10 protein-coding genes and 5 pseudogenes are annotated in these 19,748 nt (G+C 69.1%); 9 read left to right on the plus strand and 6 right to left on the minus strand.

Going from position 1 to position 19,748, the window contains the following annotated elements:
* Positions 1-39: 39 nt before the first annotated feature.
* A pseudogene (locus tag C0216_RS33505) lies at positions 40-213 on the minus strand (transcriptional regulator); the annotation flags it as partial.
* A gap of 29 nt (positions 214-242) precedes the next feature.
* On the opposite strand from C0216_RS33505, the gene C0216_RS15615 reads away from it, so the two are divergent.
* Complete coding sequence (locus tag C0216_RS15615) at positions 243-620, plus strand: hypothetical protein (protein WP_246042821.1); 378 nt, start codon at positions 243-245, stop codon at positions 618-620.
* Positions 621-674: 54 nt separating this feature from the next.
* Here the strand turns inward: C0216_RS15615 and C0216_RS15620 are convergent.
* A pseudogene (locus C0216_RS15620) lies at positions 675-1,452 on the minus strand (IS5 family transposase); the annotation flags it as partial.
* 84 nt (positions 1,453-1,536) lie between these two features.
* Here C0216_RS15620 and C0216_RS15625 point away from each other — a divergent pair.
* On the plus strand, positions 1,537-2,079 hold the full coding sequence (locus C0216_RS15625) for a helix-turn-helix domain-containing protein (protein WP_114055880.1): 543 nt from the start codon (positions 1,537-1,539) through the stop codon (positions 2,077-2,079).
* An 11-nt stretch (positions 2,080-2,090) separates the two neighbouring features.
* On the opposite strand, the gene C0216_RS15630 is transcribed toward C0216_RS15625, so the two are convergent.
* On the minus strand, positions 2,091-2,975 hold the full coding sequence (locus C0216_RS15630) for an IS982 family transposase (protein WP_114055881.1): 885 nt from the start codon (positions 2,973-2,975) through the stop codon (positions 2,091-2,093).
* A 26-nt stretch (positions 2,976-3,001) separates the two neighbouring features.
* On the opposite strand from C0216_RS15630, the gene C0216_RS15635 reads away from it, so the two are divergent.
* The 5 genes and pseudogenes from C0216_RS15635 (at position 3,002) to C0216_RS33510 (ending at position 6,572) form a co-directional block, all read left to right on the plus strand.
* A complete protein-coding gene (locus tag C0216_RS15635) occupies positions 3,002-3,214 on the plus strand; it encodes a helix-turn-helix domain-containing protein (protein WP_114055882.1) in 213 nt (70 codons plus the stop codon).
* Entirely contained in the window at positions 3,211-3,786 is a 576-nt protein-coding gene (locus C0216_RS15640; protein WP_114055883.1) for a transposase, read from the plus strand. The genes C0216_RS15635 and C0216_RS15640 overlap by 4 nt, the downstream gene beginning before the upstream one ends.
* Before the next feature lie 90 nt (positions 3,787-3,876).
* Positions 3,877-4,416, plus strand: a complete 540-nt coding sequence (locus C0216_RS15645) for an NUDIX domain-containing protein (RefSeq protein ID WP_114058692.1) — start codon at positions 3,877-3,879, stop codon at positions 4,414-4,416.
* 227 nt (positions 4,417-4,643) lie between these two features.
* A pseudogene (locus C0216_RS15655) lies at positions 4,644-5,930 on the plus strand (IS256 family transposase).
* 486 nt (positions 5,931-6,416) lie between these two features.
* Positions 6,417-6,572 carry a hypothetical protein gene (locus C0216_RS33510; protein WP_162793222.1) on the plus strand — a complete coding sequence of 52 codons (156 nt, stop codon included), beginning with the start codon at positions 6,417-6,419 and terminating at the stop codon, positions 6,570-6,572.
* On the opposite strand, the gene C0216_RS15665 is transcribed toward C0216_RS33510, so the two are convergent.
* Positions 6,566-8,002, minus strand: a complete 1,437-nt coding sequence (locus C0216_RS15665) for a PKD domain-containing protein (protein ID WP_162793223.1) — start codon at positions 8,000-8,002, stop codon at positions 6,566-6,568. The two genes, C0216_RS33510 and C0216_RS15665, sit on opposite strands and share 7 nt — an antisense overlap.
* Positions 8,003-8,664: 662 nt before the next feature.
* Positions 8,665-10,859: pseudogene (locus C0216_RS15670) on the minus strand (Helicase associated domain protein); the annotation flags it as partial.
* A 25-nt stretch (positions 10,860-10,884) separates the two neighbouring features.
* Between C0216_RS15670 and C0216_RS15675 the strand changes: the two are divergent.
* Positions 10,885-13,082, plus strand: a pseudogene (locus tag C0216_RS15675) (Helicase associated domain protein); the annotation flags it as partial.
* Between the two features lie 357 nt (positions 13,083-13,439).
* Entirely contained in the window at positions 13,440-14,630 is a 1,191-nt protein-coding gene (locus C0216_RS15680; RefSeq protein ID WP_162793224.1) for an ATP-binding protein, read from the plus strand.
* Between the two features lie 192 nt (positions 14,631-14,822).
* Here the strand turns inward: C0216_RS15680 and C0216_RS15685 are convergent, their stop codons facing one another.
* On the minus strand, positions 14,823-19,727 hold the full coding sequence (locus C0216_RS15685; RefSeq protein ID WP_162793225.1) for an FG-GAP-like repeat-containing protein: 4,905 nt from the start codon (positions 19,725-19,727) through the stop codon (positions 14,823-14,825).
* Positions 19,728-19,748 lie beyond the last annotated feature (21 nt).

Below are 19,748 nucleotides of genomic sequence, written 5' to 3' on the forward strand. Positions count from 1 at the left end.
GCATGCACCCCGGACGAGCGGTTCGCGGAGGCCGCGAGGTCAGTGGGCGTCGGCAGGCGTGTGGAGGGCGCCGAGGAGGGTGAGGGCCTCGGCGTCGGCGGTGCCGGCGGCAGCCTGGTAGAGGACGAGTTGCAGGCCGGGCGCCTCACGCACGTCGAAGGAACGGTAGGCGAGGGTGAGCGGACCGGCGTCCGGGTGGTGGAAGTGCTTGGGGTCCGATCCAGACGTGTCACGATGCCCTCATGAACATCCCTACTCCTGCGGCCCGTCGCCACATGCTCGTCAAGGCCGTGATCACAGTCGCGGCGGCTGCGCCGGCACAGGTGGCTTGGCTGGAGAAGTACGACGTGCCGCCGGATGAGATCGCCTTGTGCTTCGATGACGCGTTCCGCCTTGCTGGGCATTTGGTCGAGGACGGGCAGCTCAGCCCGACGGTGCTGCCTCATCTGCGGGCGATTGACGAGGTGTTCGCTGAAATGAGCCGGACCGCGGGAGTGGACCGGTGGACGAAGGCGGCAATGTCCACGGACGTGGGATGGAATCGGGCCCGGCTGCTGGCCCGAGAAGTCCTCGCGGTGGAAGGCGAGGGCGAAGTACCGCTGCCCCACCCGTCTCAGTGACCGGCCCGTCTGGGCGGCATGTTTCCGCTCAGGCCGGGCGATCACCAGCCTCATTGCGACGTGGATCATGGCTTCGGAGCGGGCTGGGAGGGCTTGGTAGTCGCGGGCGAGGCGGCGGTGGTTCATGAGCCAGCCGAAGGTACGCTCGACGACCCAGCGGCGGGGCTGGACCACGAATCCCCTGGTTGTGGGATCGCGGCGGACGATCTCGACGTCGATGCCGAGGGTCGCGCCGTGTTCGATGACGGCGGTCTTGTAGCCCATGTCGGCCCAGGTCTTGCGTACGGTGGGGTGGTCGGAGGCGACCGCGGTCAGCAGGTGCTGGCCTGCGGTGCTGTCCTGGACGCTGGCGGCGGTGACCAGGACGGTCAGCAGGAGTCCGATCGTGTCGGTGACGATGTTCCGCTTCCGGCCGGCGATCTTTTTCCCGACGTCCACGCCCCTGGGTGGCCGCAGGGGCGTTGGTGGAGGTCTTGACGCTCTGGGAGTCGATGATGCAGGCCGTCGGCTCCGGATCGCGGCCCTCGCTGGCGCGGACCAGGCGGCGCAGGAGCCCGTTGAGATGCTCGAACACGCCGTCGCGTTGCCATCGGGCGAAGTAGGCGTAGACCGTTTGGTGGGGCGGGTAGTCATGCGGGAGGTAGCGCCAGGGGATGCCCGTGCGGTCGACGTAGAGGATCGCGTCGAGGAGGTCTCGCAGGTCGTGCTCGGGCGGCCGGCCGAAGGCGAGTGCGCGTGCGGTCCGGGCCTGGCGCCAGGCTGTCAGGGTTGGTTCCACCAAGGCCCAGCGGGCGTCGGACAGGTCGCTCGGATATCGTCGACGATCCGTCATAACGACGGCATACTGCGGGATCGCCGCTCTGGCCAGGGTCCGCGGGAGTAGGCAGACAGATACTCTCGGGCCAGGCCTTTTGGAATGAGACAGAATGAAGTGCACAGTTCCGGCGGAAATTCGCGCGTCGGCGACACTCCTGCCGCCACAGCTTTTGGAGTCACCACAGCAGAGCCGATCGCACACCCCGCGAACCTGCTTGAAACGGCGACTTCAGAGACGAAACACCAATTACTGATCTTTTCGTTAGTTCTGTTGGTGCGGTGGAGTCGTTGGTGGGATCCTGATGGTGTGTCTTTCAAGCCTTCGCCTGTTGTTCCTCCTTTGACGCGGCCGCAGTTGGCCGAGGCCCGGCGTGTGCGGGCGGCCGAGTTGTTCGATCAGGGACGTTCGGGTGCCGAGATCGCGCGGATGCTGGGGGTCAGTGACGAGAGTGTGCGGCGGTGGAAACGGGTCTGGGAGGAAGGCGGCGCCGATGCTCTGCGCCGGCGCCCGGCCACCGGGCGTCCGCCCAAGCTGGACGATGTCCAGGTCGAGCGGGTGCGGACCGCTCTGGAGCAGGGCGCCCAAGCCCATGGCTTCGAGGCCGATCTGGGGACCCTGGAACGAGTCGGCCTAGATGAATGAGTCCGAAGTCTTCAGTGGTCGTAGGCGATCAGTGATCGTTTGACTGGGGCGCCGGTGGTCCAGTTGTGCCAGATGCCGGCGGCGAGGGCGAGGAGTCGTTGTCCGGTGAGGGCGAAGACTCCGGCCGGGGTTCTGCCGCCGTGCTGTTCGAGGCTGAGCTGGCCTTTGAGGGTGTCGATGACGGCTTCGATCCACTGCCGGACCCGGGCGATCTTGCCGTGCCGGACCGGTTCGTCCTTGCGGTCCGGCCGCACGAGATGGGCTCCGAGGCGCTCGCTGACGAAGGTCTCGAACTCCTTCCCGGCGAAGCCCTTGTCCGCCAGGATCACCTGCCCGGCCCGGACGAGGTGGTGGTCGCGTTCCAGCAGCGCGGCCATCACCTCCCGTTCGCCGGTCTTGGGGTTGGCCAGGCACCAGGTGACGGGCATGCCCTCGGCGGTGGTGACCAGGTAGAGGCGGAATCCCCAGAAGAAGCGGGAGTGGCTGCGGCAGTAGCCGTAGCCGCAGTGTCCGGCCAGGTCGGAGCGTTTGACGGTCTCGCGGGAGGCCGCGCAGGGCAGTGGGGTGGAGTCGATCAGCCGCAGGTCGTCGTGCCAGGTCGGGACCTGCCGGGCCAGTGCCTCGATCACGCGGCTGAGCAGCGGACCTGCGGCGTTGAGGCGCTTGTTGTAGGCGGACTGCTGGGGCAGGTAGCGGAACAGGTGCCCCAGCCGGGCGTGCGCGAAGCGGATCCAGTGCCGGGCCGAGGGGAAACCGAGCAGGACCTGGGCGACGGCCAGGCACAGCAGTTCGGCGTCCGTCAGTTTCGGAGGTCGCCCGATCCGGCGACAAGGCGCCACGTGGTCGTCGATGAACACGTACAGTGCCGCCAGAAGGGCGTCCAGGTTTGTCTTCACACACTGACCAACGGGCGCCCTTCGCCATGGTCGCGACCAGCACGGACATCGGACTCATTCATCTAGTGGTCGATCGGGTGACAGGAGTGACGCTGTCGAGGGCGTCGGTGTGGCGGCTGCTGACCGGCCGGCTCGGATGGAGTCTGCAGCGGCCCGAACGGCGGGCGGTCGAGAGGGACGAATCCGAGATCGCCCGCTGGATCGTGCACGAGTGGCCGCGCATCAAAAAGGGGCCGTGAACACACATGCCTGGATCGTCTTCCTCGACGAATCAGGTGTCTCGCTGCTGCCGCAGGTCCGCCGCACCTACGCACCCCGCGGCCGCACACCTCTCCTGCGGCACCGGCTGAACTGGAAACGCGCCTCGATGGCCGGCGCCCTCGGCTACCACGCCGCCGATCCCCATCGCGGTCCTCGGTTGTGCTTCCACCTCAAGCCCGGCAGCTACGACACCCCCGCTCTCATCGAGGTCCTGGAGCAGATGAAGGTGTTCTACCGCGGGGAGCAGGTGGTGCTGGTACGGGACGGGCTGTCCGCTCATTGGAGCCGGGCGATGCGGGCCTGGGTCGCCGAGCAGGACTGGCTCACCCTGGAGCGATTACCGGCTTACGCGCCTGAGCTGAACCCGGTGGAACTGCTGTGGTCCTCGCTCAAGAAGCGTGAGCTCGCCAACCTCGCCGGCGACCACCTCGCCGATGTCGCCGACGCCACCGAACAGGGCATCCGCCGGATCAACGACAACCCTCGATTGCCCTGGTCCTTCCTTGCCCACACCGGCCTCGCCCTCCACCCACCAGCCCCACAGAACTAACGAAAAGATCAGTCAGGCCCCGGGCGCGGGGTGGGTGAAGTCGGGGCGAAGCCCACCCGGTACCTGGCGCTGGCCGAGATACTGGCCGCCATGACGAACACCCCTGCCACACCCGCCCCGTTCTCCCGGATCAAGATCCGGACCGGGGCGCTGGTGTTCTGCGGCGACGACGTCGCCCTCATCCGCCGCGACCGCGCCGACTCCACCCACTACACCCCGCCCGGCGGCAACGTCGAGGACGGCGAAGACCTCGACGTTGCCCTCGCCCGTGAACTCGCCGAGGAACTCGGCCTGGACACGGCGCTCGCCGAAGGCGGAGACCTGCTGTGGGTCGTCGACCAGTGCGTCACCCGGCCCGGCCCGACTCCGCCCCCGCGCAAGCTCCACCTGATCTACCGCTTCCACATCAGCCCCGACGTCCGCGCGACGCTCGCCGAGCAGGAGCTGGACGAGCTGCCCGACGGCAGCCACGAAGTCGGCGTGATCGAGTGGATCGACTACCGCAAGACTGCCGAACTGCCGATCTTCCCGCCCATCGGCTCCGCCCTCGCCGCCCTCGCCGGCCCCCGTGCCGCCGTCGCCAACGCCGCCCTGGACGCCGTCACCGACGCGAACTACACCTGGGTCTGACCGCCGAAGCGAGCACATGGGCAAGCACCGCCGACCCGGCCCCCCGAACCAGCCGTACCGCGCCGTTCCGCGCGTGAACGCCGACGACCCGCTAGCCGCGTACAACAAGCGCAGGCGCCCGCCGATGGACGTCTACCGCCGTCACCGGCCCGTGCACGGCGGCGCCGGCCACCTCCGGCGGGACTGTAAATCGTTCGGTGTAACTCCCGATCAAGGAAGGTGCACCGATGGCCAGTGAGAACGTGATCGAGGCCGTCGAGGCGGCTGCGCGGCAGCGGGCCAGGGCGGTGGACGGCCGGCTGATTGATGAGCTGGTGTCCCGGGCTCAGGCCGAGGGCGTGCAGTTGACCGGTGAGGGCGGGCTGCTGCAGTAGTTGACGAAGCGGCTGCTGGAGTCTGCTCTGGAGGGTGGGATCACCGACCATCTCGGCTATGACAAGCACGACCCGGCGGGGAAGAACGGCGGCAACTCCCGCAACGGCACCCGCGCGAAGACCGTCCTGACCGAGGTCGGGCCGGTGGAGATATCCGTGCTCCGCGATCGCGGCGGATCGTTCGAGCCGAAGATCGTCAAGAAGCGGCAGAAGCGCCTGACGGGCGTGGACGAGATGGTCATATCGCTGTCCGCGAAGGGCCTGACCACGGGCGAGGTCCAGGCCCACCTCGCGGAGGTCTATGGCGCCGAGGTCTCCCGCCAGACGATCTCCACGATCACCGACAAGGTCATGGACGGCATGGCCGAATGGCAGAGCCGGCCCCTGGACGGCGTCTATCCGGTGGTGTTGATCGATGCGGTCCACGTGAAGATCCGTGACGGAGCCGTCGCCAACCGGCCTGTCTGCGTCGCCCTGGCCGTCACCGTCGAAGGCCGCCGCGACATCCTGGGGCTGTGGGCCGGCGACGGCGGCGAGGGCGCCAAGCGCTGGATGCACATCCTCACCGAGATCAAGAACCACGGCGTGAACGATGTCCTCATGCTCGTCTGCGACGGCCTGAAGGGCCTGCCCGACGCGGTCGAGACCGTCTGGCCGAGGACGATCGTGCAGACCTGCGTGGTCCACCTGCTGCGGAACTCCTTCCGCTATGCGGCCCGCCAGGACTGGGACAAGATCGCCAAGCTCCTCAAGCCCGTCTACACGGCGGCGACCGAGGAAGCCGCACTGGAGCGGTTCGCCGAGTTCGCCGACGCCTGGGGCCGCAAGTATCCGGCGATCGTGCGCCTGTGGGTGAACTCCTGGGAGGAGTTCACCCCGTTCCTCCGCTTTGACACCGAGATCCGCCGCATCGTCTGCACCACGAACGCGATCGAGTCCGTGAACGCCCGCATCCGACGGGCGGTCAAGGCCCGCGGGCACTTCCCGAACGAGACCGCCGCCCTGAAGTGCGTCTACATGGCGATCATGTCGCTCGACCCCACCGGGAAGGGCCAGGCCCGCTGGACCATGCGCTGGAAGACCGCTCTGAACGCCTTCGACATCACCTTCGACGGCTGGCTTTCCGCAGTCCGTCACTAACCCCAACCACCCCCGTTACACCGTTCGATTGACAGACCCGTCTGGGATGGCCGGCCCGAGGCCGAGGAGGGGCATGGTGGCTGGGAGGAGAAGGCGGAAGATCGACTATGAGTCGGTCACCGGCGATGTGGCGGTGTGGGGTACGGGTTGCTCTGGGGACTTGATCCGGCTGGGCCGCCCCTGGGTGTGGCGGGTACGGGTGTGCTGTGCGGGGAGGGCTGAGGTCGAGAGGGTGACCCGGTCGGAGGGTACGGCGCACGGGGTGAAGCGGTACAGGATCGATTTCTGGCCGAAGGCGGGCTGAGCGGCGGGGCGGGCCCGCGTGGGCGGACCCGCCCCGCCGCGTGTGCATCAGGTGATCTTCACGATGAACCCGTCCTCGAGTCCGTCGATGATCCGGTTGTTGTTGTAGAAGCCCCGGTCGGCACCGGGGCCCGGCAGTCGTGTTGATCGATTGGCTGGAGGTCCGGGGTGCCGATCGAGTCTTTGACGGATGAGCAGGCTGCCGCGTATGCGGCGTTCCGTGGGGCGCCGTCCCGTACGGAGCTGGAGCGGTTCGTCTTCCTGGACGACGCGGACCGGGAGCTGATCGAAAGCAGTCAGGTGCGGCGGCCCCTGCGGCCGCCGCCCGCAGATCAGTAGGCGTCGTACTCGCCGAACCAGTCGACGATGTAGTGGACCTCCCGGCTGCTCTGGTTCCAGAGGTCGATGACGCCGTAGGGGCCGGTCTTGGCCTGGACCAGGTTGGAGACGTCCTTGCCCGCCGTCCAGTTCAGCGCGGAGGTGGTGGGGCGAGGCGGCTTGACCGCGTACCCGTACTGGTACGCGTGGGCCGAGTTCGGGTCGGGAGCGACGGAGAGGTGTCCCGCTCCGGTCGTGCTGGCGACGGTGACGTTCGTGACGTAGGCCTCGATGGGGAGGTCGTAGCGGTTCCCCGAATTCAGGTGCAGGGCGTAGTAACCGCCGGCGAAACAGGGCCAGGTGTTGGGAGGCAGGCCCCTGGTGTCAATGTGACGGAACGGGCCGCCTTCCGCCGGGAGGCCGAGCCGCCACGTGGCGAAGGCAGCCTTGCTGCCGGCACCGTAGTAGCCGACGACGTCGATAATCACGTCGGTCCCGGCCCAGGCCCCGTTGCGGACGTTGATCTTTCCGTCGGCGCCGACGGGGACGATGACCGAGTTGGCGACAGTCTGTCCGGCAGTGAAGTTCAGGCTGGAGGTGGACGGGGCCGCCTGGCCGCTCGGGAAAACCGTCAGGTGGCCCGTCTCCCGGGGGTTGGTGACAGTCACGTTGAGCGCCACAGCAGTCGCGCCGGCAGGGATACCGCTGCGGCCGGTGATCTGGACCCCGAAGGTGTCCTGTCCGGCGACCTGCCCGCGCGCCGCGCCGAGGCCTTCGCGGGTGTCGACGAAGCGGACCGGGTTCAGCGAGGTGTAGCCGTCGGCGGCCGCACGGTCGAAGTAGCCGGTCACGTCCGCGATCAGGTCCACGGCGTTCCAGCCGCCGTTGTACAGCTCGATGTACCCGTCCTTGCCGACGGGTACGATCACCTGGTTCGGGATGGTCTGCCCGGCGGTGTAGTTCACGTTCGAGGTCTTCGGCCTGTCCCTGCCCGAGGGGTAGACACTGACGTGCCCTCCGGCGGTGGCATTGGTCGCCGTGACGTTGAGGACGACCGCGGTGACGCCGGCCGGGACCTTCGCGTTGCCCGCGATCTTCAGCCGGACCGGCGTGTACGCCCCGACCTTCGACCGGGCCGCGCCGATACCGGCCCGGGTGTCGAGCAGCCGGGTGGGAGCGTGCGGAGCGAAGAAGGAACCCGGCGTCGTGAACGGGAGCCGGTTGACCGCCTGGACGTTGTTCACGGTGTCCGTGGCCGTCACGGTGACGGTGTAGTCGCCGGGCCGGGGGTAGGTGTGCCTGACGTCGTACAGGATCTGACCGCCGGTGACGGTGGCCGTGTGCGTCGTGCCGTCGCCCCAGGCGATGGTGACCTCGTGGGGGACGGGCGCCCCTTGGTAGAGGTTGACGCCGAAGGAGATGCTGCGGGCGGTCCTGGCATCGCCCCACATAAGGAGTTCGAGGTTCGAAGCGTCGGCGGAGGCCTGTGTCGAGCCGCCCTCCGCCGCGCTGGAAGGCAGGACCGTACGGACCGTGTTCTCGCCCGGACTGCGGAAGGTTCCGGACTCGGCGGCCGCCGCCTCGTCAGGAGCGGACTCGGGGGGCGGTGCGGAAACCCCAGGCGCCGCAGGACCGGCGGCCTGCGCCGCGCCCGGTATGAGACCGACGCCGACCGCGAGAGCGGCAGCTGAGACAACGAGTCGGCGACTGCGCACCGGCCCCCCAATTCTGTTGCTGATTGAACGAGTTCGAAAGCCCGCCCAGCGTACCGATCGGAACGGACATGTCATACGCCTGACCAGGGCTGATCAGGGCACGGTCTGATCACATCGGGGCTGGGGCGCCGCTCGGGCCGGGCGGGGCGCCAGACTGGTTGCTTTCGCGTGCCGTCAGGGCCAGGGCGAGCGCCGCGGAGGCGGTGACCGCGATGCAGGAGACGGCGAAGGCGGCCCGGTGGCGGTGGGCGGCTCACGCGCTGCGGCGCGGGCTCCTCGTCGCGGCCGTCTTCTTGGCGTCCCGTCTTGCGCGGTGCTGCTGGTCTTCTGCTTGGCGGGGAGGTCGTGCACGGTGGCGGGTTCGCCGCGGGTGGCTTTCGCGTTCTTCTGCGCGGGTATTACGCCCAGTCGACGCCCAGTTTCGCGAGTGCGGCGAGTTGGTCGGTGGTGAGCTTGTCGCGTCGGCTCTTGGTGTTGGAGATCCACACGCCCAGCTTTACGACGATCGGCTCTGTCTCGCCCTCGACCGCGATCTCCTCTTCGTGGGCCCTGGGGACGGGCCGGTGGGTGCCTTCCCGTTCTACCCACTGTGTGAGGGCTTCCAGGCCCCGCTGGAACGCTTGCTGTGCCTTGCTCGGCCCTTTCGCTCCGCGACTGGCCGCGGGGGCGGGAGACGGCTTCTGGTCGGGTTGTACGCCCAGCGCGGTCAGCCGTTCCTGCTGCTCGGGCAACAGCCGCACCCAGTTGGCCGATTGCTTTTGCTGCTGGAGCCATCGGCCGATGTCGTCGCCGTCGAAGACGACGCCCGGCGCGATGTGGGGCAGGACGCCGTCGGCGTCGACCAGGTTGGCCAGGATCCGGTAGTGGCGCTGCCAGTCCAGCGGCCATGGGCAGTCCCAGTCCTCGTCGATCGCGGTCAGTTGCGCCGCGCGCTCGGCGGCTCGGTCCGGGTCTTTGCCCAGGCCGTTCTTCGCGCCTTTGCGGCGGAGGTTGGCCATGTGCTGCCCGATGGGCACCATTTCGTCGTCTTCGCCCCATATGGCGTCCTGGCGGGGTGCGAGGTGTCCGGTGGCCCGCCGGTAGGAGCGGAGCGCAGCGAGTTTGGCCTCCCAGGCTTCCTCGCCCGGTTCCCACACCATCCCGGCCTCTGGCGCGTCCAGCAGCTCCTTGCGCCGGTCCTCCAGCTCCCCGGCGCGCAGGGCTTTGCGCTGCTGGTGCACCCACCGCCCGAGGGGAAGTTCTTGGTGACGCCGACCTCGGTCTCGGTGTCGTACGGGACGGCGTACAGGCCGGTGATTCCGTTCTCGGCCCGCCAGCGGATCAGGGCCTGGTAGCCCTCCAGCCACACCAGGGATTCGGGCCGGTAGACGCGGGTGCGCAGGAACGCGGCGATGGTGGCGGCGTCGCGCGGGCTGGAGAAGTGGAGCAGCGCCGACTCGGCCGCGGCGTCGGCGCTGTCCTCCTGGTCCTCGCCCTCGGTGCCGGTGCCGACGATCTGGCCGCCCTCGTCGCGCCGGACGTGGATCTTGCGCTTGCCGCTGGTGAGGGCGCGGGAGGCGAGCTGCTCGACCAGACGGTCGTCATGCGAGCGCAGGCCCTGGAGGACCGCTACAAGGGGGCGGAAGCTGGCGCTGGCGACCATGTCTTTGGGGTCCTCGCCGGGCTCCAGGAAGACCGGCACGATGATGCGGGCGATCTTCGTGGAGCCGTCCTTGTTGAGCCGGAGTGCGCGGCCGATGTTCTGGACGATCTCTACCTGGGAGCCGCGGGTGTCGGCGAAGCAGATGGCTTCGACGCCGCGTTCGCCGGTGATGTCGACGCCTTCGCCGAGGACGCGTACGGAGGCGAGGAACGCCCTGTGTACGCGCCGGTTGTGGGCGTCGATGCCGCCTGCGAACTGGCGCAGGACCTCGCGCCGCTCGGTGACGAGGTGGTCCCCGCACAGCCACGCCGACCACACCCGGTCCGGCGGAACGTGGCGCCCGGCCTCCAGCTCGTAGAACTCCGCGTCGATCGACGACTTCGGCAGCTTCTCCGCGGCCGCCAGATCGGCGTCGGAGGCGTCGGTGACGTAGAGCTCGGCCGCCGTCTCGGGCAGCTTCGCGGCGAACGCGGCGGCTTCCTCGACCTTTTGGTGGAAGGTCAGGACGGTGCGCAGGTTGTACGCCGCGGCGTGCTCCAGGAGCGCGGTCTGCAGGAGCGCCAGGCGCCGGCCCCGCTGTGCCTCCTCGGACTCGCCCAGGACGGGGGAGGGGTCGCGGATCTCCAGGACGTCGATCTCGAATCCGGCAAGGATCCCCCGTTCGATCGCCTCGGATAGCCCGAGCTCGGCGATCCACGGGCCGTAGGTGCCGTTCGGGTCGTCGGCCATGCTTGCGATCTCCGCCTCCTGGCCGCCGGAGCCCTTCTGCGGCCGGGGTGCGGCGAGGATGCGCGGGGTGGCGGTGAGGTAGAGCCGGAAGTCGGCGGGGATGCGGGTGTTGTCGTGGATCGCCGCCCAGGGCCGGCCGAGGTCGCCGGCGGTGCCGTGGGCCTCGTCCACGATGGCGAGGTCGAAGCCGTCCATCTTCTGTCCGTACAGCCGCTCCCACCCGCAAGAGCGGCCAGGCCGCTCTTGCGGGTGGGAGCGGCTGTACGGACAGAAGATGGACGGCTTCGACCTCGCCATCGTGGACGAGGCCCACGGCACCGCCGGCGACCTCGGCCGGCCCTGGGCGGCGATCCACGACAACACCCGCATCCCCGCCGACTTCCGGCTCTACCTCACCGCCACCCCGCGCATCCTCGCCGCACCCCGGCCGCAGAAGGGCTCCGGCGGCCAGGAGGCGGAGATCGCAAGCATGGCCGACGACCCGAACGGCACCTACGGCCCGTGGATCGCCGAGCTCGGGCTATCCGAGGCGATCGAACGGGGGATCCTTGCCGATTCGAGATCGACGTCCTGGAGATCCGCGACCCCTCCCCCGTCCTGGGCGAGTCCGAGGAGGCACAGCGGGGCCGGCGCCTGGCGCTCCTGCAGACCGCGCTCCTGGAGCACGCCGCGGCGTACAACCTGCGCACCGTCCTGACCTTCCACCAAAAGGTCGAGGAAGCCGCCGCGTTCGCCGCGAAGCTGCCCGAGACGGCGGCCGAGCTCTACGTCACCGACGCCTCCGACGCCGATCTGGCGGCCGCGGAGAAGCTGCCGAAGTCGTCGATCGACGCGGAGTTCTACGAGCTGGAGGCCGGGCGCCACGTTCCGCCGGACCGGGTGTGGTCGGCGTGGCTGTGCGGGGACCACCTCGTCACCGAGCGGCGCGAGGTCCTGCGCCAGTTCGCAGGCGGCATCGACGCCCACAACCGGCGCGTACACAGGGCGTTCCTCGCCTCCGTACGCGTCCTCGGCGAAGGCGTCGACATCACCGGCGAACGCGGCGTCGAAGCCATCTGCTTCGCCGACACCCGCGGCTCCCAGGTAGAGATCGTCCAGAACATCGGCCGCGCACTCCGGCTCAACAAGGACGGCTCCACGAAGATCGCCCGCATCATCGTGCCGGTCTTCCTGGAGCCCGGCGAGGACCCCAAAGACATGGTCGCCAGCGCCAGCTTCCGCCCCCTTGTAGCGGTCCTCCAGGGCCTGCGCTCGCATGACGACCGTCTGGTCGAGCAGCTCGCCTCCCGCGCCCTCACCAGCGGCAAGCGCAAGATCCACGTCCGGCGCGACGAGGGCGGCCAGATCGTCGGCACCGGCACCGAGGGCGAGGACCAGGAGGACAGCGCCGACGCCGCGGCCGAGTCGGCGCTGCTCCACTTCTCCAGCCCGCGCGACGCCGCCACCATCGCCGCGTTCCTGCGCACCCGCGTCTACCGGCCCGAATCCCTGGTGTGGCTGGAGGGCTACCAGGCCCTGATCCGCTGGCGGGCCGAGAACGGAATCACCGGCCTGTACGCCGTCCCGTACGACACCGAGACCGAGGTCGGCGTCACCAAGAACTTCCCCCTCGGGCGGTGGGTGCACCAGCAGCGCAAAGCCCTGCGCGCCGGGGAGCTGGAGGACCGGCGCAAGGAGCTGCTGGACGCGCCAGAGGCCGGGATGGTGTGGGAACCGGGCGAGGAAGCCTGGGAGGCCAAACTCGCTGCGCTCCGCTCCTACCGGCGGGCCACCGGACACCTCGCACCCCGCCAGGACGCCATATGGGGCGAAGACGACGAAATGGTGCCCATCGGGCAGCACATGGCCAACCTCCGCCGCAAAGGCGCGAAGAACGGCCTGGGCAAAGACCCGGACCGAGCCGCCGAGCGCGCGGCGCAACTGACCGCGATCGACGAGGACTGGGACTGCCCATGGCCGCTGGACTGGCAGCGCCACTACCGGATCCTGGCCAACCTGGTCGACGCCGACGGCGTCCTGCCCCACATCGCGCCGGGCGTCGTCTTCGACGGCGACGACATCGGCCGATGGCTCCAGCAGCAAAAGCAATCGGCCAACTGGGTGCGGCTGTTGCCCGAGCAGCAGGAACGGCTGACCGCGCTGGGCGTACAACCCGACCAGAAGCCGTCTCCCGCCCCCGCGGCCAGTCGCGGAGCGAAAGGGCCGAGCAAGGCACAGCAAGCGTTCCAGCGGGGCCTGGAAGCCCTCACACAGTGGGTAGAACGGGAAGGCACCCACCGGCCCGTCCCCAGGGCCCACGAAGAGGAGATCGCGGTCGAGGGCGAGACAGAGCCGATCGTCGTAAAGCTGGGCGTGTGGATCTCCAACACCAAGAGCCGACGCGACAAGCTCACCACCGACCAGCTCACCGCCCTCGCACAGCTGGGCGTCGACTGGGCGCGGTAGCGGTTGCGGCAGAGCTCCAGGGGCCGACCTCTCGGCATGGTCTCTCCAGGGCAGGCGAGTCACACGCTGCCGGGAAATTCGCGAGGAAGGACCCCCCGCCTCCAGCCTGGAACGCCCCCTGCACGCCTGTGGCGGGGTCTTCGTGTTGCCCTGCTCCCGGTGGCGGCACTCCAGAACGATGCTGTCGGCAAAGTCACGGACGCAGCCACCTGCGACCTCAGCAGATGTGCTCTGACCTGCACGTTTTACTCCGGATACCTAGGATAGACGTGCACGGGCGACAGCGTAAAAGCGGTGTTGTCCGCGCTTTGGTGACCTGCGCTCACCATGCTCAGGACGTCCCAGGGAGGGTGCTTCATGACCGAATCCGGCAACCCCAGTCAGCCCGTAAACGTGAACGAGTACGAAGCCAGTCACATCCAGGTACTCGAGGGCCTCGAGGCGGTACGCAGGCGGCCCGGCATGTACCTCGGCTCGACCGGCGAGCGCGGCCTGCACCACATGGTCTACGAGGTCGTCTCGTACGCCGTCGACGAGCACATGGCCGGCCATGCCGACGCCATCGACGTCACGATCACCGCCGACGGCGGCATTCGCGTCGTGGACAACGGGCGAGGCCTGCCCGTCGAGGTGCAGGAACCTGCAGGCAAGTCCGCCATCGAACGCGAACTGACGGAACTGTCCTTCGTCCCCAAGCCCCGCACCGGCTACTGGGTGTCCGGCGGCATCAACGGCCTGGGCCTGAGCGTGGTCAACGCGCTGTCGAGCCGTCTCACGGTCGAGGTCCACCGGGACGGCCACCGTTGGACCCAGGAGTACGAGAAAGGCATCCCGATCAGTGCCTTGACAAGGCACGAAGAGAGCAGCGGACACGGCACCGCGATTGTGTTCCTGCCAGACGCCGACATCTTCGAGACCACCTTGTGGTCGTTCGCCACGCTGTCGCAGCGCCTCCAGGAACTGGCCTTCCTCAACGGGGGCCTGGCCATATCACTCACCGACGAGCGTCCGGAGCGGCCGGTCCGTCACCACCACCTTGACGGCCTTCGCGCCTACGTCGCCCACCTCAACCCCTACCCCCCGAGTCTCGTCCACTCCCCCGCCATCGGCTTCACGTCGGAGAACGAGGAGCAGACGATCTCCGTGCAGGTCGCCATGCAGTGGAACACCTGGTCCCCGGGAGAGTTCCTCTCCTTCGCGAACAGCACCCGCACTCATGAAGGCAGCGCCCACGAAGTGGGCTTCCGTACCGCGCTCACGTCTGTCGTCAACGAGCACGCGCGCCGTCAACGGCAGATATCCGCAGAGGACGAGGACCTCACAGCCGAGGCCGTCCACAAGGGCCTGACCGCGGTCGTGTCCGTAAAGCTCGCCCATCCCGTCTTCGAGGGATCCACCAGAACCAGGCTCAGCAATCCCGAAGCGGACACCTACGTCCAAGAGGTCATCCGCCAACACCTCGCCGACTGGCTGGACCGCAACCCAAACAAAGCCGCAGCCATCATCCGCCACATCGTCAATACCGGCTCTGTCAATCGAACGGTGTAACCAGGGTGCTCGAGGTTACTGACGTGCTGCGGAAAGCCGGCCGTCACTAACCCCACCCACCGCCGTTACACCGCTCGATTGACAGACCCGGGCCAGCGGCCCCTCACGGTCTGAGCACGACGAGGCCCCGCACCGTACGCGACGGTGCGGGGCCTCGGCCAGCTCTTCGGCAGGGCCTGACCTACGCGGTGCTCACCACGTGCCGGGCAGGGTCTGCCAGCTCAGGAAGCCGTTCTCGAACCCGCCGTCGGGCCGGCTCTTGAACGTGAACGCGCCGGTGGCGCCGCTGTGGTAGTTGTACATGCTCATCACGTCGTCGCGGCCGTCACCGTCCGCGTCGCCCGAGACCGGCATGCCGGCGCTGGAGGCGTACCAGTACTTCTCCGGCGTGTCCCAGCTGCGCACGGCGGCGCCCACCGTGCCGTCCGGCTGGGCGAGCAGCGTGGACAGCGAGGCGTGGCCGTCGCCGTGGTCGTACATCAGGGCGGCGTCGTCGCGGCCGTCCCCGTTGTAGTCGCCGACCGTGAACTTCGTCCGCGCGTAGTCCCACTGCTCCTTGGTCTGGGTCCAGGACTTGACCGGTGCCGCGAAACCGCCGTTCGCCTGGGCCGGGAAGGTGAACATCGCCACGCCGCCGGCCGTGTAGCCGTACAGCGCGAGGATGTCGTCGCGGCCGTCGCCGTTGGTGTCACCGGCGCGGAACGTGGCGTGGAAGATCCACCAGTTGCCGGCGGCGACCTTCCAGCTGGCGACGGCGGAGTTGAAGGTGCCGTCACCCTTCGAGGTCCACGTGTGCAGCCCGGCCGCGCCGCCGCCGTAGTCGTAGACCATGGCGATGTCGGCCTTCTTGTCGCCGTTGAAGTCACCGGCGAGGTAGATGCCCTTGGACCAGTCGAAGCTGCCCTTCGCGGCCGTCAGGCCCTTGACCGGGGTGAAGGTGCCCGTCGCGTTCGACACGAACGTCCACAGCGCGTTGGAGCCGTCGGCGTAGCCGTACACCGCCGCGATGTCCGTGCGCCCGTCGCCGTTGAAGTCACCGGTCACCCACTTGGCGCGGGCGTACGAGAAGCTGCCCTTGCCGCTGGTCCAGCGGACGGTCGGCTCCTCGAAGCCGCCGTCGGCGCGGGCGTCGAGCACCCACAGGGCCGTGGTGTTGTCACCGTAGTCGTAGACGGTGGCCATGTCCGTGCGGCCGTCGCCGTTGAAGTCGCCCGACAGGTCGGTGCGCAGGTGCGCCGTGCGGTCGCCGGGCTGGTGCTCGACGGCCGCGCCCGTCGTCCGGTTCCAGCGGATGTACCCCTTCTGGAAGTCCTCGCGCAGGCCGCCCGCGACATCGTACTCGTCGGAGGTCGGGTACCCGAGGGCGCCCCGCTCGGCGTCCAGCGCGAGCCACTTGCTGCGGATCCCGCCGTGCACCGACCAGGCGCCGGTGGCCCTGGTCCAGAAGATGGAACCGGTCTCGCCCGTCTCGGAACGCTGACGGAAGTGGTTGTAGCGGCCCACCTTGTCCGCCGCGACCCGCTCGTCGGTGACCGGGTAGCCGAGGTAGCCGGCCGGGCCGCCGAGGGACATGTACTTGGCGAAGACAGCCCCGTGGACCTCGAAGGAACCGGTGTCCTTCGAGTAGAAGATGCCGCCCTTGCCCCCGGTGGCTGAGGAGAAGGTGTTGAACCGGCCGCCGTCAAAGGTCGGCGACTCGTCCGAGGTCGGGTAGCCGAGGATGCCCTTCTCCGCGCCGAGGGCGAGCCACTTGGCGCGGATCGAACCCCATACCACCCAGGCGCCGGTACTCGGGTGCCAGTAGATGGAGCCGTTGTCCGCCGTCTGGCCGATGCCGCGAATGTTGATGTAGCGGCCGACCCCGTCGGGGGCGACGAGCACGTCGGTCGAGGGGAAGCCGAGCTTGGCGGTGCCGCCCTTGGCCAGGAACTTGGCCAGGATCGGACCGCACAGGCTGTGCTTGCCGGTGCCGGTGGAGCTGAACTCCCGGCACTCGGACCACGAGGTGCCGCCGAGGACCAGCTGGCGGCCGGCGCCGAAGGCGGAGCCGCCGGCGGGGGCGCGGCCCGGGAACTCGGTGATCCGGCCGTCGCCGTCGCGTGACCACAGGTCCGCGAAGCCGTCGCGCTCGAAGTCGCCGTTGCTCGTCAGGTGCGCGTACGCCGCGCCGGTGAAGCCGCTGCCGAGGGAGGTGGCGCGCACCGCCGGGTCGGCGTAGAGCGTCAGGTCCACGGCCGTCGGCGAGGCCGGGTCGGTGGCCGGACGGCTGGTGTACTGGTGGATGCTGCCGGACACGGTGTCCCGGGCCCAGATCTCGGGGAGCCCGTCACCGTTGAGGTCGCCCGGCGCCATCAGCGTCATGTTCTTCCAGTCGGCGTTGCCGAGCAGGATGGGCTCGCTGATCGCGTCGAGGAAGCCGACCGGGGAGCCGAGGTACAGCCACAGCTGGTCCCCGGACTTCACCAGCAGGTCGGGCTGGTCCGCCTTCTTCGGGTCGCCGGCCTTCTCGACCTCGACGACCTGGCCGTCGCTGTTGTCGTCGTTGACGCTGCCGATCGCCAGGACCTGCTCGGCATTGGCCCAGTGGTCGTCGGCGTCGGGGTTGCCGACCTGGAGCTCCATGCGCTCCGCGTCGGCCTCCTCGATGTCGCCGTTGCCGCGGCCGGGGTAGACGTAGAGGTTCTTGCGCGAGTTGTCCGGGCTCGGCTGCAGGGTGACGAGGTCCTCGTAGTAGTCCTCGTTCCAGCTGCCGCGGTGGGTCAGCGAGGTGACGTCCGCGAAGGAGCCGCGGTCGAGCTGCCGGGACAAGCCGAACGTGCCGTCGCCCTTGCCGGGGTGCATCCACAGCTCGCCGGAGCCCGGGTCCACGCTCCACATGTCGACGTTGCCGTCGCCGTTGAGGTCGCCCGGCTTGTCACGCGTCGGGAAGCGCTTGGCGTAGAACAGGTACTCCTTGAGGTCCGACGGGTTGCCCGAGCCGTCGACGCTGCGCACGAACAGGCGCTGCGGGCCGGCTGTGGTCGGCTCGTAGGGGATCTCGACGGAGCCGCCCGCGGCGGCCGCCCGCTTCTCCTCGACCTTGGGGTTGGAGTCGGTCCAGTAGCGGTAGGCGACGACGTCCTTGACTCCGTTGGCGCCCAGGGTGAAGGTGCCCTTGGTCCGGACGAACGGGACCTTCTCCGGGTCGTCGGTGTTCTCGGGGAACTGCGCCGACGTCACGCTCGGCCGCTTGTCGGGCCGGGTGCGGTCGAAGGTGAAGGTGCACTGGCCGGCCCACGGGCCGGTGGTGACGCCGTCCAGGGTGCGCACGTCCCAGCGGTAGGTGCCGTCGAGCTTGGCGGCCGGGATGGGCAGCTGGGCGATGTTGCCGTTGGTGACCTTGACCTTGGTCTTGACCGGGCCGTCCCCCACCTTCCAGTAGTGGAACTCGGCGTAGAGGGAGTTGTCCTCCTTGTCCGTGATCCGGGCGCGCAGGACCACCTGGTCGGTGATGCCGATCACGCCGCCGGTGCACGGCACGGACGGGTCCGTGGAGCGCTCCTTGGGGGCCGGGGGCGGGGTGTTGAACTTGGTCGAGATCCGGGCGCTGTTCGGGTCGAGCTTGCGCCAGGAGACGTCGACGGTGTCCTTGGCGGCCTTCAGGCCGAAGGTCCAGCTGCCCCAGTGCTTCTTCGCGGCCTCCGCCACGGCGGACTTGACGTTCAGCTCGATCAGGTCGCCGTCGCCGGGGCAGTTGCGCCCGCCGTAGGACTGACCGGTGGCGTCCACGAGCCGCTGCCAGTCGGGCTGGTTGTTCCAGGTGGTGGACTTGGAGATGGTGCCGGTGTCCCAGACCTGGATGTCACCGGACTTGCAGCTCCAGGAGCCGGCCGACTTCTGCTTGATGCGCAGTGTGGACTCCAGGATCTGCTTGTCCCAGTAGTCCTTCATGCCGACCTGGAAGAAGGTCTTGGCGCAGATGACGGCGTTGCCGTTCCGGGCGTCCTTGGCGCAGCCGACGCGGGCGTCCTTGCTGAGCGTGCCGCCGTTCCAGTAGTTGGTGCCGGCCGAGGACGGGAAGGCGTTGTGCTTGTACGCGATCGTCCACGCCGTCTTCCACGCGTCCCAGGTCGGGTCGATGACCACCGGGTACGTGGTGCCGGCCGCGTCCAGCAGTTGCCTGTCGGGCGTCAGCGTGAGCTTCTCGCCCTTGAGCTCGACCCCCAGGTCGGCCTGCTTGGTGCCGTTCGTGATGCCCTGGGGCGCGGCGGCGGCCGGGCCGAAGGCTCCGGGGGCCGAGCGCAGGAACTTCGTCCCCGGCGCGGCCGGTACGGCGCCCGCCTGCGGGTTCTCGCCGCCGGCGTCCCACATCTGCGGCTTGGCCGAGCCGAAGACGGTCTGGCCGGCCGGGTCCACCGCGTGCAGCTGGCCGTCGGCCTCGGCCCGTATGCTCAGGCCCTCGCCCTTGAGGGTGAAGTCGAGCCGCGACAGGGCCGGGTTGGCGGCGGCCTCGCGGGACTTGACGATCAGGGCGTGCGCGAAGCTGTCCACGTGCGCCGTGACGCGCAGGTCCACGCCCGGGAGCACCTCGGGGTAGAGGGCGGTGTTGCCCTCGACCGTGGGAGCGGGGAGCGGCTTCGGCCAGGAAAGAGAAACGTTCCTTCCGTTTTTCGACATCACGGCGAGGGGCGCGTCACCGCCGCCGGAAAAGGCCAGCCCGATGTCCGCCGCCTTCGGCGTCAGCGTGCCGTTCTTTCCCCGTTCGAGGGTGGCATCCGCCGGAATCAGCTTTCCTGCCTTGCGGACCCGTACGGGTACGAGGGCGCGTTCGGCCGTGAAGGTCCCGTCCGGATTCGCCCAGACCTCGTCCGTCTCGGTGCGCTGCCCGACGATCTCGACTGGCTTGCCGGTCCGCTTGGCCTCGGCCGCCGCCTTGTTTCCCTCGCCCGCGGCCGCCGCGCCTTCCGTCCCGGTGGTCTTTCCGGTCTCCCCGGCCGCGGCGGCCACGGGGGCGACCCCGATCAGGCCCACGGTCAGCGCAAGCGTCGTGACCAGCGCCGACACCTTCCAGCGGGGTGGCGGATCGGTGGCGCGCAGGCGCGCCAGAGGTGGTCTCACGAATGTTCCTCAATGTCGATC

The sequence above is a fragment of the Streptomyces globosus genome, from assembly GCF_003325375.1.
Lineage (GTDB): Bacteria > Actinomycetota > Actinomycetes > Streptomycetales > Streptomycetaceae > Streptomyces > Streptomyces globosus_A.

Bases quoted from the DNA above. Each gene is read 5' to 3' on its own strand.
- C0216_RS15615 (WP_246042821.1), top strand. From the start codon at position 243: ATGAACATCCCTACTCCTGCGGCCCGTCGCCACATGCTCGTCAAGGCC.
- C0216_RS15625 (WP_114055880.1), top strand. From the start codon at position 1,537: ATGAGACAGAATGAAGTGCACAGTTCCGGCGGAAATTCGCGCGTCGGC.
- C0216_RS15635 (WP_114055882.1), top strand. From the start codon at position 3,002: ATGGTCGCGACCAGCACGGACATCGGACTCATTCATCTAGTGGTCGAT.
- C0216_RS15645 (WP_114058692.1), top strand. From the start codon at position 3,877: ATGACGAACACCCCTGCCACACCCGCCCCGTTCTCCCGGATCAAGATC.
- C0216_RS15665 (WP_162793223.1), bottom strand. From the start codon at position 8,002: ATGTGGGGCGATGCCAGGACCGCCCGCAGCATCTCCTTCGGCGTCAAC.
- C0216_RS15680 (WP_162793224.1), top strand. From the start codon at position 13,440: ATGACCGAATCCGGCAACCCCAGTCAGCCCGTAAACGTGAACGAGTAC.